At 65.4% G+C, this 15,267-nt stretch carries 15 protein-coding genes; 5 read left to right on the top strand and 10 right to left on the bottom strand.

Annotation, left to right across the window (positions count from 1 at the left end; translation table 11 throughout):
- The first annotated feature begins 65 nt into the window (after nucleotides 1–65).
- Together rpsA and gloB are read left to right on the top strand one after the other, a co-directional pair.
- Entirely contained in the window at nucleotides 66–1,778 is a 1,713-nt protein-coding gene (gene rpsA / locus ACI3K3_RS05365; RefSeq protein WP_404912588.1) for a 30S ribosomal protein S1, read from the top strand.
- Between the two features lie 163 nt (nucleotides 1,779–1,941).
- Nucleotides 1,942–2,712: a hydroxyacylglutathione hydrolase gene (gloB, locus tag ACI3K3_RS05360; RefSeq protein ID WP_404912587.1), complete on the top strand. Its 771-nt coding sequence runs from the start codon at nucleotides 1,942–1,944 to the stop codon at nucleotides 2,710–2,712.
- Between the two features lie 43 nt (nucleotides 2,713–2,755).
- Here the strand turns inward: gloB and purT are convergent, their stop codons facing one another.
- The 10 genes from purT to ACI3K3_RS05310 form a co-directional block, all read right to left on the bottom strand.
- Nucleotides 2,756–3,922, bottom strand: coding sequence for a formate-dependent phosphoribosylglycinamide formyltransferase (gene purT, locus ACI3K3_RS05355; RefSeq protein ID WP_404912586.1), 1,167 nt, complete (start codon nucleotides 3,920–3,922; stop codon nucleotides 2,756–2,758).
- Between the two features lie 30 nt (nucleotides 3,923–3,952).
- Entirely contained in the window at nucleotides 3,953–5,332 is a 1,380-nt protein-coding gene (gene mgtE / locus ACI3K3_RS05350; protein ID WP_404912585.1) for a magnesium transporter, read from the bottom strand.
- A gap of 243 nt (nucleotides 5,333–5,575) precedes the next feature.
- Complete coding sequence (locus ACI3K3_RS05345) at nucleotides 5,576–6,187, bottom strand: hypothetical protein (protein WP_404912584.1); 612 nt, start codon at nucleotides 6,185–6,187, stop codon at nucleotides 5,576–5,578.
- Nucleotides 6,180–6,674 (bottom strand): ATPase, encoded by a 495-nt coding sequence (locus ACI3K3_RS05340; RefSeq protein ID WP_404912583.1) that lies wholly within the window; start codon nucleotides 6,672–6,674, stop codon nucleotides 6,180–6,182. The genes ACI3K3_RS05345 and ACI3K3_RS05340 overlap by 8 nt, the downstream gene beginning before the upstream one ends.
- 98 nt (nucleotides 6,675–6,772) lie before the next feature.
- Nucleotides 6,773–6,997, bottom strand: a complete 225-nt coding sequence (locus tag ACI3K3_RS05335) for a F0F1 ATP synthase subunit C (protein ID WP_007013775.1) — start codon at nucleotides 6,995–6,997, stop codon at nucleotides 6,773–6,775.
- 40 nt (nucleotides 6,998–7,037) lie between these two features.
- On the bottom strand, nucleotides 7,038–7,823 hold the full coding sequence (locus ACI3K3_RS05330) for a F0F1 ATP synthase subunit A (RefSeq protein WP_021233351.1): 786 nt from the start codon (nucleotides 7,821–7,823) through the stop codon (nucleotides 7,038–7,040).
- A 54-nt stretch (nucleotides 7,824–7,877) separates the two neighbouring features.
- Complete coding sequence (locus tag ACI3K3_RS05325; protein ID WP_021233352.1) at nucleotides 7,878–8,198, bottom strand: AtpZ/AtpI family protein; 321 nt, start codon at nucleotides 8,196–8,198, stop codon at nucleotides 7,878–7,880.
- Nucleotides 8,199–8,540: 342 nt separating this feature from the next.
- Nucleotides 8,541–8,936, bottom strand: a complete 396-nt coding sequence (locus ACI3K3_RS05320) for a YdbL family protein (protein WP_404912582.1) — start codon at nucleotides 8,934–8,936, stop codon at nucleotides 8,541–8,543.
- A complete protein-coding gene (locus ACI3K3_RS05315; RefSeq protein ID WP_404912581.1) occupies nucleotides 8,936–9,169 on the bottom strand; it encodes a YnbE family lipoprotein in 234 nt (77 codons plus the stop codon). The genes ACI3K3_RS05320 and ACI3K3_RS05315 overlap by 1 nt, the downstream gene beginning before the upstream one ends.
- A 50-nt stretch (nucleotides 9,170–9,219) precedes the next feature.
- A complete protein-coding gene (locus tag ACI3K3_RS05310; protein WP_404912580.1) occupies nucleotides 9,220–12,399 on the bottom strand; it encodes a YdbH domain-containing protein in 3,180 nt (1,059 codons plus the stop codon).
- Between the two features lie 125 nt (nucleotides 12,400–12,524).
- Here ACI3K3_RS05310 and radC point away from each other — a divergent pair, with 125 nt between their 5' ends.
- The 3 genes from radC to ACI3K3_RS05295 all read left to right on the top strand — a co-directional run bounded on the left by radC (nucleotide 12,525) and on the right by ACI3K3_RS05295 (nucleotide 15,253).
- Nucleotides 12,525–13,283: a DNA repair protein RadC gene (gene radC / locus ACI3K3_RS05305; protein WP_404912579.1), complete on the top strand. Its 759-nt coding sequence runs from the start codon at nucleotides 12,525–12,527 to the stop codon at nucleotides 13,281–13,283.
- 1 nt (nucleotide 13,284) lies between these two features.
- Nucleotides 13,285–14,034, top strand: a complete 750-nt coding sequence (locus tag ACI3K3_RS05300; protein ID WP_404912578.1) for an NRDE family protein — start codon at nucleotides 13,285–13,287, stop codon at nucleotides 14,032–14,034.
- A 109-nt stretch (nucleotides 14,035–14,143) separates the two neighbouring features.
- Nucleotides 14,144–15,253: an endonuclease/exonuclease/phosphatase family protein gene (locus ACI3K3_RS05295; protein WP_404912577.1), complete on the top strand. Its 1,110-nt coding sequence runs from the start codon at nucleotides 14,144–14,146 to the stop codon at nucleotides 15,251–15,253.
- Nucleotides 15,254–15,267 lie beyond the last annotated feature (14 nt).

The following is a 15,267-nucleotide window of genomic DNA, read 5'->3' as shown; positions in this document are numbered from 1 at the left end:
GCGGAGGAAAGACCGGTGGATTCAACCACCTGGCCGGGAAAATCGTTACAAAGGAAAGCGCCTTAATGGCTACTTCTGCCAATCCGACTCGCGACGATTTCGCGAAGATGCTCGACGACCAGCTCGGCGGCGTTGCCGACGACGGCTTTGAAGGCCGCGTGGTCAAGGGCACCATCACCGCCATCGAAAACGACAAGGCCGTCATCGACGTGGGCCTCAAGAGCGAAGGCCGCGTGCCGCTGCGCGAATTCGCGCGCGGTGAAGGCGAGCATGGCCTCAAGGTCGGTGATGAAGTCGAAGTTTATGTCGACCGCGTCGAAAACGCCGACGGTGAAGCGATGCTGTCGCGCGACCGCGCCCGCCGCGAAGCCGCGTGGGACAAGCTCGAAAACGAATTCGGTGAAGGCAAGCGCGTCGAAGGCGTGATCTTCGGCCGCGTCAAGGGCGGCTTCACCGTCGACCTCGACGGCGCCGTTGCGTTCCTCCCCGGCTCGCAGGTCGACATCCGCCCCGTGCGCGACGTCACCCCGCTGATGGACGTGCCGCAGCCCTTCCAGATCCTGAAGATGGACCGTCGCCGCGGCAATATCGTCGTGTCGCGTCGCGCCGTCCTCGAAGAAACGCGCGCCGAACAGCGCAGCGAGCTGATCGACAAGCTGAGCGAAGGCCAGGTCATCGAAGGCGTCGTCAAGAACATCACCGACTACGGTGCGTTCGTTGACCTCGGCGGCATCGACGGCCTGCTCCATGTCACCGACATGAGCTACAAGCGCGTCAACCACCCGAGCGAAGTGATCGCCATCGGCGACACCGTGAAGGTCCAGATCATCCGCATCAACCAGGACACCCAGCGCATCAGCCTCGGCATGAAGCAGCTGGAAAGCGATCCGTGGGAAGGCGCAGCCGTCAAGTACCCGGTCGGCGCCAAGCTGTCGGGCACGGTCACGAACATCACCGAATACGGTGCCTTCGTGGAACTGGAAGCCGGCATCGAGGGCCTCGTCCACGTTTCGGAAATGTCCTGGACCAAGAAGAACGTCCACCCCGGCAAGATCGTCTCGACCTCGCAGGAAGTCGAAGTGGTCGTTCTCGAAGTCGATTCGGACAAGCGCCGCATCTCGCTCGGCCTCAAGCAGGCCCAGCAGAACCCCTGGGAAGCCTTCGCAGAGAAGCACCCCGTCGGTTCGCAGGTTGAGGGCGAAGTCAAGAACGCCACTGAATTCGGCCTGTTCATCGGCCTGGACGGCGACGTCGACGGCATGGTTCACATGTCGGACATCGCCTGGGGCATCTCGGGCGAAGACGCTCTGGCCCTGCACCGCAAGGGCGAAGAGGTTTCGGCCGTCGTTCTCGACGTCGATGTCGAGAAGGAACGCATCAGCCTCGGCATGAAGCAGCTTGAGCGTGGCGCTCCGGCCGCTGGCGGCGTTGCCGCGACGGGCGGCAGCTCGCTCCGTCGCAACGAAGTCGTCACCGTCACCGTTCTCGAAGTTCGCGACGGCGGCCTGGAAGTCCAGGCTGGCGACGATGGCGCCACCGGCTTCATCAAGCGTTCGGACCTCGGCCGCGACCGCGACGAGCAGCGCCCCGACCGCTTCCAGGTCGGCCAGAAGCTCGACGCCATGGTCACCGGCTTCGATCGTTCGAAGAAGCCGAACTTCTCGGTCAAGGCCCGCCAGCTGGCCGAAGAGAAGGAAGCCGTGGAACAGTACGGTTCGTCGGATTCGGGCGCTTCGCTCGGCGACATCCTCGGCGAAGCCCTCAAGAACCGTTCGTAAGAACGTTTCGGGCTTCACCGCAAGGTGAACCATCAAAAGCCCGTCCGGAGAAATCCGGGCGGGCTTTTGCTTTTTCGGGTTCGCCGGGAGCGCGAACCTTATCGCCGCACGGCCTTCCCCACCGCGCCCTCAGGGCCTACATCGATGCTCAAGGAGAGTACCGATGCTCGAAGTCCACCAGTTCCCCTGCCTCAGCGATAACTACGGCTATCTGCTCCACGACCCCGCGAGCGGCGAAACCGCCTGCATCGACACGCCCGATGCCGAGGAATACCTGCGCCAGGCCGGAAACAAGGGCTGGCAGATCACGCAAATCTGGAACACGCACTGGCACCCCGACCATGCCGGCGGCAACGGCGCCATCAAGGCGGCGACCGGGTGCAAGATCATCGCTCCCCACGGCGATGCCGGAAAGATCCAGGGCGTCGATCGCACGGTAGACCAGGGCGATGTCGTCACGCTGGGAGACTGGCATGCCCACGTCATCGATGTCGGCGGGCATACCCTGGGCCATTGCGCCTATCATCTGCCCGAGGCCAAGATCGCATTCGTCGGCGATTCCGTCTTCGCCCTGGGCTGTGGACGCATGTTCGAAGGCCAACCCGCGCAGTTCTGGGACAGCCTCAAGCGGATCAAGGCCCTGCCCGGCGATACCATGCTCTACTGCGCGCACGAGTACACCGCCTCGAATGCGAAGTTCGCTCTGCATGCCGACCCCGACAATGCCGAACTCGCCGCCTATGCCGCGGACATAGATCGCGCCCGGGCGGCCGGTCTGCCGACGGTGCCGACCAAACTCGGCCGCGAATTGCTCACCAACCCGTTCCTGCGAGCCGACGATCCCGCGATACAGGTTCGCTGGGCACCCGGTGGCGCACCGGGCGACGCCGTCGCCACTTTCGCGGCGCTGCGAGAAGCCAAGAACAGCTTTTGACGCAGGAAGGCGCAGGCGGGGCAGCTGCCCCGCCTTCCCCGCCTCACTTGTAGACGATACGAACCCGGGACGCCGCCTCTGCCGCCGCGCGGCGTGCGGTGTCCGTGTCTCCAGCCAGCGCCAGAGCCACCCCCATGCGGCGGTAGGGACGCGTCACTGGCTTGCTGAATATCCGCAAGTCCATTTGCGCACCGGGCGTCGCCAGAGCCTCTGCCTGGCCTTCGTAGGCGAAGGATTCGCTGTCGCGGTCGGCCAGGATCACTGCAGAGGCGCTGGCGCCATGCAGGACCACTTCGGGCACCGGAAGTCCCAGGATCGCTCGTGCATGAAGGTCGAATTCGGAGAAGTTCTGCGAGATCAGCGTAACCATCCCGGTATCATGCGGGCGCGGTGAAAGTTCGGAGAAGATCACCTCTTCCCCCTTCACGAAGAACTCAACGCCGAACAGCCCGTAGCCGCCGAGATCGTCGACGACCTTGCGCGCCATGTCCTGCGCGGCGGCAATGGCGGAAGGTTCCATCGGCGTCGGCTGCCACGATTCCTGATAGTCGCCGCGCTCCTGCCGGTGCCCGATCGCCGGGCAGAACGAGACGCCCTCGCGGCTGCGGATCGTGAGCAAAGTGATCTCGTAGTCGAAGGCGACGAATTCCTCGACGATCACCCGCTTGCGATCGCCGCGCATGTTGGCGACGGCGTAGTCCCACGCCTTTTCCAGATCGGCGGCATCGCGCACCGTGCTCTGGCCCTTCCCTGACGAGGACATGACCGGCTTGATGACGCAGGGAAGGCCCGTGTGCTCCGCGCCTGCCAGCACTTCGTCCAGGCTCTCCGCATAGCGATAGCGCGACGTGCGCAGGCCCAGCTCCACCGCCGCGACCTCGCGAATGGCATCGCGGTTCATGGTCATCTGCGTGGCGCGGGCGGAGGGGACGACGCAGAACCCTTCCGCCTCCACTTCCGCGAGCACTTCGGTGCGGATCGCCTCGACCTCGGGGACGATGAAGTCCGGCCGGTGCTTCTCGATGGCGGCGCGCAGGCGCTCTCCATCCAGCATCGAGAACACCTCGAACCCATCGGCCACCTGCATGGCCGGAGCGCCTTCATAGGCATCGCAGGCAATGACTTGGCAGCCGAGGCGCTTGGCCGAGATCACGAATTCGCGCCCCAGTTCCCCCGAACCGAGCAGCAGGATCTTCGCGGTGAATGCCATGACGGGCCGTCCTTTCGTATGATTTACGCCCTAGAGCAATGTCCCCGAGAGTATGGCAAGGGCGATCGTGAAATAAATGACGAGGCCGGTGACATCGACGAGCGTCGCGACGAACGGGGCCGAAGCGCTTGCCGGGTCGAAACCCAGCCTTTGCAGCAGGAACGGCAGCATCGATCCCGCGAGCGAGCCGAACGTGACGATCCCCACCAGCCCTGCCGAAACGGTCGTGGCGATCAAGACCCAATGGTTGCCGTAATCGTAGAAGCCCAGCACCTGCCATGCGGCGATGCGTGCGAAACCCACCGTGCCGAGAATCGCACCCAGAACGATGCCTGCCGGCAATTCGCGCAGGCCCACGCGCCACCAGTCGCGCAGCCGCACCTGCCCCATCGCCAGTGCGCGGATGATGAGCGAAGTCGCCTGACTGCCGCTGTTGCCGCCCGAACTCATGATGAGCGGGATGAACAGCGTCAGCACCACCGCGCGGGCGAGTTCGTCCTCGAAATGCTGCATCGCGCTCGCCGTCAGCATTTCCGAGAGGAACAGCACGCTGAGCCACCCTGCCCGCTTGCGGATCATCTCGAAGAAGCCGGTTTCGAGATAGGGCCGGTCTAGCGCCTCGACGCCGCCGAACTTCTGCACATCCTCGGTATGCTCGGCCACCAACGCATCCAGCACGTCGTCGATGGTGACGATGCCGAGCGGACGGCCCGCATCGTCCACCACCGGCAAGGCCAGCAGGTCGTGGCGGCGGATCAGGTCGGCCACCGCCTCGCGATCGGTTGCGGGCGTCACCGTTACCGGCTCGCGGTCGCGAGCGAGATCGATGGCGGGCGAACCGGGCTCGGCCGCGATCAGGCGGCGCAGCGAGATCGTCGCATCGAGACGGCCGCGTTCGTCGAGTAGGAACACCGAGTAGACGGTCTCGCGGCTGCGTTCGACGGTGCGGATGAGATCGAGCACTTCGGCGACGCTGGCCGAGACCCGTGCGGCAACGAACTCGGTGGTCATCATGCCGCCGGCGCTGTCCTCCGGCCAGGCCAGCAGGCTGCGCAACGAAGTGCGCACTTCCGGCGCAAGGGCGCCGAGAATCTGGACCGACGCGGCCTCGTCCATCGCCGCCAGAACGTCAGCCGCGCGATCCTCGGCCATCTGCGCCACCAGGTGCACCGCTCGCGGCTGCGGCAAGAGCGGCAGCACATCGGGCGCCGCCGTGAATTCGGGACGGTCGAGCACGGCAACGGCGCGCACGTCCGCCATGCGGCCGAGCTTGGCAGCAGCGGCCTCAGGCGTCAGCGCCTGGAGCATCTCGACGATATCGGCAATGTAGACCCCGCGCTTGGCGGGGCGGGCACCGGCGTTCACGCCGGCGAGAGGGTCGTTCACCATCATCACACCTTTCGTCCGCACGACCCGGGCGGACGACGGCCAGCGAGAACTAGCCAGCGCCCTCCGGACGTGCGGTTCTACTGGAACTGTCGCTGGACATGTCCTCGCTTCCTGAAACACCGCAGCAACATCGGCTGCGCGGGCGCCGTGTGATCCCGAACGCAGCCAAGGTCAACATCCGATTGCAGGCGCCCTTTTTCGGCACACAAAAAAGCCCCCGTGCAGCGCACGGAGGCCTTGTTGCTTTGCAGCCGATCCGAAGGATCAGATGCCGGCGATCGCCTGATCGACCAGCGCCTTGTCGGCACCGGCGGAGTGATTGGCGCGGATCAGCCCGCTGGCAGCCGCAGCAGCGGCAGCGGCGGCCTGCTGGCGCAGTTCGGTCACGGCAGCGCGCTCGACGGCGCCGATCTTGTCCTGGGCCATCTTCTCGCGACGGGCGATGACGTCGGTCGTGTCGGCCTGGGCCTTGGCGACGATCGTTTCCGCTTCGTGGCGGGCATGCTCGATCAGAGCGGCGGCGTCCTTTTCGGCACCGGCGATCTTGTCGGCATATTCCTTTCGCAGGGCTTCCGCCTCGGCGCGAAGGGTCTTGGCCTCTTCGAGCTGGGCCTTGATCTCGGCGATCTTGCTGTCGAGGCCGCCGGAGATCATCTTCGGCAGGCCCTTCCAGACCATGATCGCGAGGAGCACCAGCATCGACGCGCTGACGACCGCGACCGGCGGGGCGACGCCCAGCAGGAGCGGTTCGGCGTGATGCTCGACCGAAGCGTGTTCCTGCGTCCCGGCCATCTCGGCGCCTTCGTGGGCAGTGCCCTCAGCGACGGTAGCATCGACGGCCGCGTCGGCAGTGGTCAGCTCAGTGTTCTCAGCCATGGACCAGGTTCTCCTTCACGGCGGAACGGACCGCGCCGTCGTCGAGAGTCAGGCCGGCGATGCGGCTGACGATCTCCCGGGTGGCGTCGGCGGCGACGTCCTCGATCTCGGCGGCGGCCGAACGGCGCGCCTGAGAGATGCGGGTTTCGGCTTCGGCGAGCGTGGCGTCGATGGCCACCTGGGCGGTCGCGAGACGCTCGGTCGTGACGGCAGCGGCCTTCGCGCGGGCATCCGCGATCAGGGCCTGCGCCTCGGCGCGGTTGGCGTTCTCACGCGTGCGCCAGGCTTCCTCTTCCGCATCGGCCTGAGCGCGAGCGCGTTCGGCGGCGGCGAGGTCGTCGGCAATCTGCTTGTCGCGCTGCGCAACCGTATCCATGACCTTGGGAACCATTCCCCGTCCGACGACGAAGAACGTGAAGCCGAAGAAGATCAGCATCCAGAAGATCTGGCTGGAATAGGTCGCGGCTAGCTGTGCGATCTGAGGCATGGGTCAGCCCTGTCTCGAAGTGGCCGGTAGAATTCTTGCGTCCTCTCCGGCCGCCCAACCAAAGGGTTCGGGCAGCCGGAGGGGATCAGTGCGCGCGATCAGGCGAAGATCAGCAGCGCGGCAACGACGAACGACAGCAGGCCGAGAAGTTCGGCGCCGGCGAAGCCGATGAAGAGGCGGCCCTGCTGGGCGTCAGCGGCGCCCGGGTTGCGCAGCGCGCCTTCGAGGAACTTGGCGAAAACGCTACCCACGCCGATCGAGGCGAGGCCGCAACCGATAGCAGCGAGACCGGCACCAAGCAGCTTTGCAGCTTCTGCGTCCATTTCAAAAACTCCCTTTGGAAAACTCGAGTGAGACTGAAAATCAGTGAAGGTTCTCTGCGTCGTTCAGATAGACGCAAGTGAGAAGAGCGAAAACATAGGCCTGGATGCCGGCGACGAGCAGCTCGAGAGCGCAGATGCCGACCATCAGGATGAAGCTGGGCAGACCGGCGATGGCGAAGAGGCCGATGCCGGCATTGCCGGAGCTGATGACGAAGCTCGAAAGAACCTCAAGAAGAACGTGGCCGGCCATCATCGCAACGAAGAGACGCAGGCCGAGGCTGAACGGGCGCACCAGGAAGGAGATCAGTTCCACGCAGAAGATCAGCGGGATCATGATCACCGGGGTGCCGTGCGGCACGAACAGCGAGAAGAAGTGCAGCTTGTGCTTCGCGAAACCGACGATCAGGACGATCGCGAAGGAAAGCACCGCGAGAACGCCGGTGGCCGAAAAGTGGCTGGTGAAGGTGAAGGCGTGGAGGCCGATCACGCCCAGCGGCAGCAGGCCGAGGAAGTTCGCGAAAAGAATGAACATGAACAGCGAGAAGATGTACGGAACGTACTTCTTGCCGCCGGGGCCGACGTTGGCGGCCAGCATGCCGTCGATGAAGCCGGTGAAGCTTTCGACAGCCATCTGCCAGCGACCGGGCACGAGCTGGCGCTTCATGCCGCCGGCAACGAAGAACGCCAGCGTCACGGCGGCGATCGCCATCCACAGCGTGCTGTTGGTGAAGGCGATGTTGTAACCGGCGATGCTCCAGCCTTCCGAGCCGAACAACGGCTGGATGCTGAACTGGTGCATCGGATCGACCTTCGCTTCGGCTGCCACGCGAATATCCCTGTCGCCAATGAACGGCAGCGCCCTTAACTTACCCCTCCTGGGTCAATCCGGGCGCCGGTTCGAATTCCTGATAATGTTCCTGAAGGCGACGAATATTCCTGCGAACAGCATCACCATCAGACCCCAGGGCGATGTTCCGGCGAAGTGATCGATCACCCAGCCAAGGAACAGACCACCCGCAACCCCGCCGAGCAAGTCGGCCAGGACGCGGTTACCGGCACGATAGGCATCGTCGGTTTCCGCACCCGCGACCGGCTTCTGACGCTGCGCTTCCCGCTCGCGAAGGGCTTTAAGCCGATCGTCCAGCGAATCGAGGCGCGCATCCTCGCCGACAGGGCCCGGTGCGGACGGCTCGTCGTTCATGTCAGGGCTCCTTCTCAATCGAATAGGAACGAATGACGCGTTCAACGGCTGCCCGCCGAGGGCGCCGACCCCTTAGGGTGGGGGCATTCGCGAGTCAACCATGCGGGGACGCGCGCGGCAACAGTTGTTCACACGGAAGCCCGCGTGCCCAAGTGCCGCTCAGGCCTGGAAGGTGGTAATGCTCCGTCGATACCGCAAGGACGATGCCGACGAAAAACGACGACAATGCGGCGGTGAAGCGCTGCGGAGCCCGATCTTGCGCCCGCACGCGTACGGCGCGCAAAAAAGCGGCCGGGAATCCCGGCCGCTCACTCATTCCTGGAAAGATCGTTTCCCGCCCGATCAGGGGCAGCGGGCATCCCGATCGGGCGCGCCGGCTCCGCGGGTCTTCCAAGAACCGTCCGTCGCCTGATACTTTTCGCCGGGCTGTGTCTGCGAGATCAGACGGCATGCCGTGGCGAAGGCATATTCCTCGATCGTGCTCTTCCCCGCCGCCTTCTCGGTGTAGATGGCGCGGCGGCGATTGTTGATGTCGCGCACCATGGCGCGGACTTCGGCCGAGGGGCTGCCGATGACGCCGAGATATCCGTCCTTCTGTTCGCCCACCTGACCGGCGGCGCGCGCCGCCGCATAGGCCGGATCGCGTCCGTCCTGTGCCATGGCGCCGCCGCTTGCGGAAAGCGCCAGCACCAGTGCGCCAAGAACGGCCGCGCGACTGCTCGAAAGGAACTTGGTCATCAGAATACGCCTTCGTTTTCCTTGATCGTGTTCTCCGCATCCTGGGAGAGACGATAGATCACTTCCTGCCTGATGTTGATGTTGAGTTCGATCACGATCGGCTTGTCCGGCGCCGTCACGTTGACGCAGCCGGCAAGTGCCGATCCCACACCCGTCATCATCACCAAGGCGCGAACGGCGCGCCTGCCGGACCGGAGGGCGAACTGCTGCGCGATATCTCGTAGCTGGCTCATCATCGCCGGGCTTGTCGCAGCCGGATCGCTTCCGGTCAATTCCGGGGCCTTCATGGATTGTTCTCGCTGACTGGAGGCTGAATGGTTGCTGGCGCGGGACGAACCGAGTTGGTGCCGGAAGGCAGCGCTCTCGGTGGTATGCCACTGGATATGCCGAGCGTACGTGGATCGGTGAGGTATGCGGGATCGTAAAGGGAGCGCATGGAGCCGAAGAGGCTGAAGAACGGCGCCTTGATCTTGACGACAAAGCGGATCGGCAGCTTCGCGATCTGCCGGGTCAGGAAATTCTTGTCGGCCGAGGTACCCTGGCTCAAACCGTCGAATGCCAGCCGCGTGAAGATGTCGCCGCCGAGCGATCCGTTCAGGCCGATCTCCATGTGCTTGTAATCGACGGATTTCAATGCGCCGAAGGCGAAGTTGCCCATCGTCGACAAGTCCTTGTACGTCAGCGCCCCCAGATAGCTGACGTTGCCGCCCGGATCGCGGGAAGCCAGATAGCCGTCGACGAGGCGTCCGCCCTGTTCGTCGAAGACCATCGGCACTTCGCCGTCGAAGATGCCGGTGGCGTTGATGTTGGTCAGTTCGAGATGCTGCACGAAAGTCGCGGCATCGAGTCCGCTGACCCTCAGCTTGTAGTGGCGGACTTCCGTAGCGCCGATTCGCATAGTCGCGGGATCGAGCGCCAGCCGGCCCGACATGAACGGCCATTCCGCACCGTTGATCCGCAGCAGATAGCCCGGCTCCATCTGGAAGCCCAGCACGCCGTCGGTAACCTCGATGCCGGGGTTGATCGAGGCAATCCGCACTTGCTGGTTGGGCGCCGTCACGAACCCGAGCAGATCGGTGAACACGACGTCCCCGGTAAGGCCCTTCACCGGACCGAAGGCGGCCGCGAAGTCCAGCCCCTTGGAGGAGAAGCGGCCGCTGCTGGTGACGGTCTGCGCGTTCCAGTCGATCCGGCCCTTGCCCTGGAGCGATCCGCGCAAGTCCGAGACGATGCCCAGCAGCAGCGGAGACAGGGTCTCGGCCTGCATGTCCTTGTCGAAGCTGATGCCCGGAACCGCCAGATCGGCATGGCCCCTGGCATTGCCCAGGTCATGGACGATATCGGCGCGGACGACCTCGCGCTCGCTCTTCGGCTCGCGCAATACCGCCTGGGCGGTGATGACGTTGTTCTCCAGCCGCAAGGTTCCGTCTTTCGCGACAAGCGGCTGGAAGCGCGGAACCTGCTGGCGATCCACGAGCGTGAACCGCGCCTGGTCGATCAGCAGCTTGCCTTCGGCATAGCGCCAGTTCCCCGCTGTCTGCCGCAAGTCCAGCGGGACGGCGGCAAGACCGATGTCCGCCTCGTCGAACGTGCCGCCGATATCCTTGCCCACTTGTGCGTCGAGCCGGGCAAGCCGGAAGCGCGACGGTGCATCGGGCGTGCCCAGCGCCACATCGACGGTTTTCGCCGTGAGGTTTCCGGTACGACCGGCCAGCTGCGCATAGCCCAGAGGTCCGCTGGCGATGCGAATCGGCGTTTCGCCCAGCCGCCCCGACAGGTCCAGGCGGGGAATGCCGAAGGCGATATCGATGCCGCTGCCCCTGCCCCTGTTACGACTGCGCACGATGGCGCTGCCCGGCGCGGGGCAGACCTGGAGCGAGCGCCGGTCGAGGGTGAGGTTGGCAATAGCAAGACGTTCGAATCCGACCTTCGTGCAGGCGCTCCAGACCGCCAGAGCGCCGTCCGCGCCCCAGCGCCCGTCGAGGGGCAGGACGAGACCCTTCGTGGCACCACCGGGCAGTGCGCCGGACAAGCGCGCCTCGCCGGTGAAGCGCATGGCGCCGTCCGGCGATTGCGACAGCGCCAGTCGGGGAATTGCCAGCCGCGAATCATCGGCGGCGTACTCGGACATCTCCACTTGCAGCGCCAGACGGCCCCGCGCATCGCTTTCCATGCGGCCTGACACCTGCGGAAGGCCCTGCCCGCCGCTGGCGAAATTGCCGGTGACGACCGCGCGCCTGCCGCCGAACTGCGCCTGCACCCGCGACAGGGTGAGGAGCGCGCTGCCACTGCTGCCCTTCACATTGCCGCGCGGCACTACGAGCGTCATGCCGTCCTCGGTTCCGCGCAGGACAAGATTGGCAGCGATCGTGCTGTTCCGGGTTTCGCGGGCCAGGGCGCCGCGCAACTGCCGCGCCAGCGGCGCCGCCAGCGTTCCTTCGCCCGCCTTCATGCCTTCGGCGAGCAGCGAATCGACCGATTCGCCGATCGACAGCCTGGATCCGCTCACGTCGCCTTCGAGATCGAAACGGGCCAGACCATGGCTGGCCCGCACCCGCCCATCGAAACCAAGCGCGCCGATCCGCGCCTGTTCGGTTACGACATCCTGGCCCTTGGCCTGGAAATTCGCGTTGAGCGCCTCGCGGCGATAGGAGAAACGGCCGGAGGCGTCGAGTTTAGACAGCCGATTGCGGCCGAGCTTCAGAGGACCGCCGGCAAGGCTCAGGCTACCCTCGCCGCCATCGAGCTTTCGGTCGAGCACGAAATCGAGCTGCGCGCCGCTGGCGCCAAGCTGCAAATCCCGATCCCGGCAGGTTAGTGCCGCCGTCCGCAATGGGCCCTGGAAGCGGGGGCGACCGCCCGAAACCGACAGTTTGCCGTACAGCGTCGTAGGCCCTGCCTCGCAGCCTTCAGCCGCCAACCGGGGTGAAACGACGGCCAGTTCGCCGCGGAAGCCGCCGTCCAATCCATTGGCCAATCCAGTGGCCAATCCATTGCGCAACGCGCCCGCGCCGGCGATTCGCGCGGCAAGACGGCCGTGGTCGCTCTCTATCAGCGCCCGCCCGTCGACAATGGCGAGATCCAGGTCGGGCAAGGCATAGTCCTTGTCGCCCCCGCCGCCTTCCAGCACTTTGTCGAGAGCGCCGAGCGTCAGCTTGCCGTCGCGCCAGGATCCGAACAGGCGCGGGCGAACCACGGTTATGCGCCCGATTCCGGGCCATCCCCAGTTCAGGCGCGTCGCGACGTGCAGTTCCGCGATCGTCAGGTCTGGCCGCCTGGGATCGCCAACCACGAGGTTGCGGATCACCTGCTCCGACGGGCCGATGCTGACGATTTCATAGCGGGCGGGAAGTCCCAGCTTGTCCAGTTCGTCGGCGATCAGGTCATCGGCAATGTCCTCGCGCCAGACCCAGGCGCCCGCCACGCCCACGCCGAGCACACCTAGCAGGGCAAGCGCCGTCATGCGCCGCCGCCCGAAACGGGCAGACCGCGACAACTCCGCCGGTGGGGTAACTTGCTCGTGCTCCTGCGACATCCGGTCCATCACTTGCGCTTGCCTTTCCGGAAAGGCAATTGTCTGTAGGCGTTATGCCCGAGCAAGACCGTCTCTTCGATGAACCCGCCGACAATGTCGGCTCCGATTCCACTTCGGAAGCGGCGATTTGCGTCGATCCGGCAAACGATCCCAGCGGGCATCGCTCGCGGCTGAGAAAACGGCTGGTGGACGGCGGGGCGGATGCTCTGGCGGATCATGAAGTCATAGAACTCCTGCTGATGCAGGCGGTTCGCCGTCAGGACATGAAACCTCTCGCCCGCAGCCTGATCCATCGCTTCGGCTCGCTCGCGGGCGTCCTGCAGGCCGATCCTCGCACGCTGGGCGGACATCCCGGCATGGGAGAAGCCACGGTGGCGGCGCTGCGCGTGGTGACCGTCGCGGCCACCCGCATGGTGCGCCAGAAAGTCCGGGAAACGCCGGTACTCGGCTCCTGGCAGGCGCTGATCGACTACCTCACGATCGACATGGCGCATCTCACGCTCGAACGCGTGCGGGTGCTCTATCTCAATTCCAAAAACATGCTGATCCTCGACGATCTGGTGGGCGATGGATCGATCGACGAAGCGGCGATCCACCCGCGCGAGGTGATTCGCCGCGCGCTGGACATCGGCGCCACCGCCTTGATCCTTGCTCATAACCATCCCTCAGGCTCGCCGCAGCCGAGCCGCGCCGACATCGACATCACCAATCGCATCGCGGAAGCCGGGCGCCTGCTGGGCATCTCGGTCCACGACCATGTTATCATCGGCCGCGAGGGCCATGTGAGCCTGCGGGCGAAGGGACTGATCTAGGATGTGCGTCGCAGCCCTGGCGTGGCAGGCCCATCCGGACTGGCTGCTCGTGGTGGCGGGAAATCGCGACGAGTTTCATGCCCGTCCCTCGGCACCGCTCGCGCGCTGGGAGGATGGAAGCGGCATCATCGCCGGGCGAGACCTGCTGGGCGGCGGCACCTGGCTGGGTATCGCGGAAAGCGCGGAGCCGGCGGCCAATCGCATGGTTCTGGTGACCAACTATCGCGTTCCCGAAGGCTCGGTTCCGGGCCGACCTTCAAGGGGAAAACTCGTCACCGATCTGCTCCGGGGCCATGAGCCCGAACCGGTGGAGACGATGAACCCGTTCAACCTCGTCGAGATCGCGGGAACGGGTGCGCGTTTCCTGACAAATCACCCCCGAGCGGTTTCCCAGCCGCTCGCACCGGGCATCCACGGCCTTTCGAACGGCGGTTTCGAAATGCCCTGGCCCAAGACGCGGCAAGTCGAAGCCTCGGTCCAGGCCTGGCTCAATGCGCCGGGATCTGATGTGGCGCCGTTGCTGGACGCCCTTCGCGCGGAAACGCCCGCTCCTGCTCCAACGGCTCTGCAAGGCGCCCCCGAACCGCGCTTCGCACCCGTCTTCATCCGAGACGCGGTGTATGGGACGCGTTGCAGCACGGTCATCACGGTGCACCGCGACGGAACCGGAGCGATCGTCGAGCGCAGCTTCGCCCCGGACGGGTCGGCTTCCGGCGAGGTCCGGATCGACTTCCTCTGGCCGCAGGCATGAAGGCACGGGGTCTGCCCGGCGCGATGATGGACTTGCCCGTCCCGCTCGCTAATCTTTCCGGGACGATGGGCGAAGGCACCGGGCATCAGCGACAGGGGATCGGCAACGGATGAAAGTGAAAGGCTTTTCCCGCCTTCGGGCGCTGTCCCTTGGCGCGGCCCTGCTCGCAAGCGGCTGCAACACCCTGGCGCCCCCGGTTGCGCAAGTTTCCTGCAACGCTACGGCGCCGCCAAAGGTCACGCTCTCCCCTGACGGACAGAGCGCAACGACGACTCTTTCCGTCCTCACCTTCAACATCGAGGGGCTGTCCTGGCCCGCGCGCAGCGGACGCGGGCCTTCGTTGGAGCAGATCGGGCAGCACCTTGCACGAATGCGCGCCTCGGGCAGCGCGCCCGACGTGGTGTTGTTCCAGGAAATGTTCAGCGACGCCGCCAAGCGCGCGGTGATGACGAGCGGCTATCCCGCCATCGATTCCGGCCCCCGCCGCACCACTCGGGCGCGGGGCTCGACCAAGGACAAGCTGCCGGGCCATTCCAGCGTGAAGCGGGGCGAAATCGGCATCCATGCGTTCGGCAGCGGGTTGGCGATCGCTTCGCGCTACGCCATCGTCGATAGCGACCGGCGCGCCTACGGCCGCAAGTCCTGCGCCGGCTTCGACTGCCTGTCCAACAAGGGCATCGCCCTCGCGCGGATCGCGGTGCCGGGCGTCCCTTCGCTGATCGACATCTACGATACCCACATGAATTCGCGCGGAGCCTCCGGAGCACCCGCGCCCCGCAACCTCGCCGCGCACGACCGGCAGGCCCTGGAAGCATCCGAGTTCATCGACCGGACGCATGACGATGCCACGCCGGTGATCTTCGGGGGCGACTTCAACATGCGCCACTCGGAAGAGCGCTGGGGCAATTTCTCACGCTACCAGTCGCTCGATCTGGTGCATCGCGTCTGCACCCAGCCCGGATCGGGCTGCGACGTCCGCATGTCGTGGGATGGCGACGAGCCCTGGATGGATACGCAGGATCTCCAGTTCTATTGGCCCGGCGAGAAAGTGCAGATCCGCCCGATCCGCGTCGAGGCGCTGTTCGACGGCCGGCCGGGCAGCCCGCAGCTCTCCGACCATGACGGCTTCCTCGTCACTTACGAGCTTCGCTGGAAGGCATCGGACAACCGTCCATCGGCATGCGCGGCGCTTCCGGGCACGCTTGCCTCGCGCCGATAGCGTCGATCGTTGAA

Origin of the sequence: Novosphingobium sp. ZW T3_23 (assembly GCF_044987305.1) — a bacterium.
Lineage (GTDB): Bacteria > Pseudomonadota > Alphaproteobacteria > Sphingomonadales > Sphingomonadaceae > Novosphingobium.
The sequence above is the reverse complement of the archived record's forward strand: the minus strand, read 5'-3'. Positions and strand labels throughout refer to the sequence as shown.

Bases quoted from the DNA above. Each gene is read 5' to 3' on its own strand.
- rpsA (WP_404912588.1), top strand. From the start codon at position 66: ATGGCTACTTCTGCCAATCCGACTCGCGACGATTTCGCGAAGATGCTC.
- gloB (WP_404912587.1), top strand. From the start codon at position 1,942: ATGCTCGAAGTCCACCAGTTCCCCTGCCTCAGCGATAACTACGGCTAT.
- purT (WP_404912586.1), bottom strand. From the start codon at position 3,922: ATGGCATTCACCGCGAAGATCCTGCTGCTCGGTTCGGGGGAACTGGGG.
- ACI3K3_RS05345 (WP_404912584.1), bottom strand. From the start codon at position 6,187: ATGGCTGAGAACACTGAGCTGACCACTGCCGACGCGGCCGTCGATGCT.
- ACI3K3_RS05340 (WP_404912583.1), bottom strand. From the start codon at position 6,674: ATGCCTCAGATCGCACAGCTAGCCGCGACCTATTCCAGCCAGATCTTC.
- ACI3K3_RS05335 (WP_007013775.1), bottom strand. From the start codon at position 6,997: ATGGACGCAGAAGCTGCAAAGCTGCTTGGTGCCGGTCTCGCTGCTATC.
- ACI3K3_RS05325 (WP_021233352.1), bottom strand. From the start codon at position 8,198: ATGAACGACGAGCCGTCCGCACCGGGCCCTGTCGGCGAGGATGCGCGC.
- ACI3K3_RS05320 (WP_404912582.1), bottom strand. From the start codon at position 8,936: ATGACCAAGTTCCTTTCGAGCAGTCGCGCGGCCGTTCTTGGCGCACTG.
- ACI3K3_RS05315 (WP_404912581.1), bottom strand. From the start codon at position 9,169: ATGAGCCAGCTACGAGATATCGCGCAGCAGTTCGCCCTCCGGTCCGGC.
- ACI3K3_RS05310 (WP_404912580.1), bottom strand. From the start codon at position 12,399: ATGACGGCGCTTGCCCTGCTAGGTGTGCTCGGCGTGGGCGTGGCGGGC.
- radC (WP_404912579.1), top strand. From the start codon at position 12,525: ATGCCCGAGCAAGACCGTCTCTTCGATGAACCCGCCGACAATGTCGGC.
- ACI3K3_RS05300 (WP_404912578.1), top strand. From the start codon at position 13,285: ATGTGCGTCGCAGCCCTGGCGTGGCAGGCCCATCCGGACTGGCTGCTC.
- ACI3K3_RS05295 (WP_404912577.1), top strand. From the start codon at position 14,144: ATGAAAGTGAAAGGCTTTTCCCGCCTTCGGGCGCTGTCCCTTGGCGCG.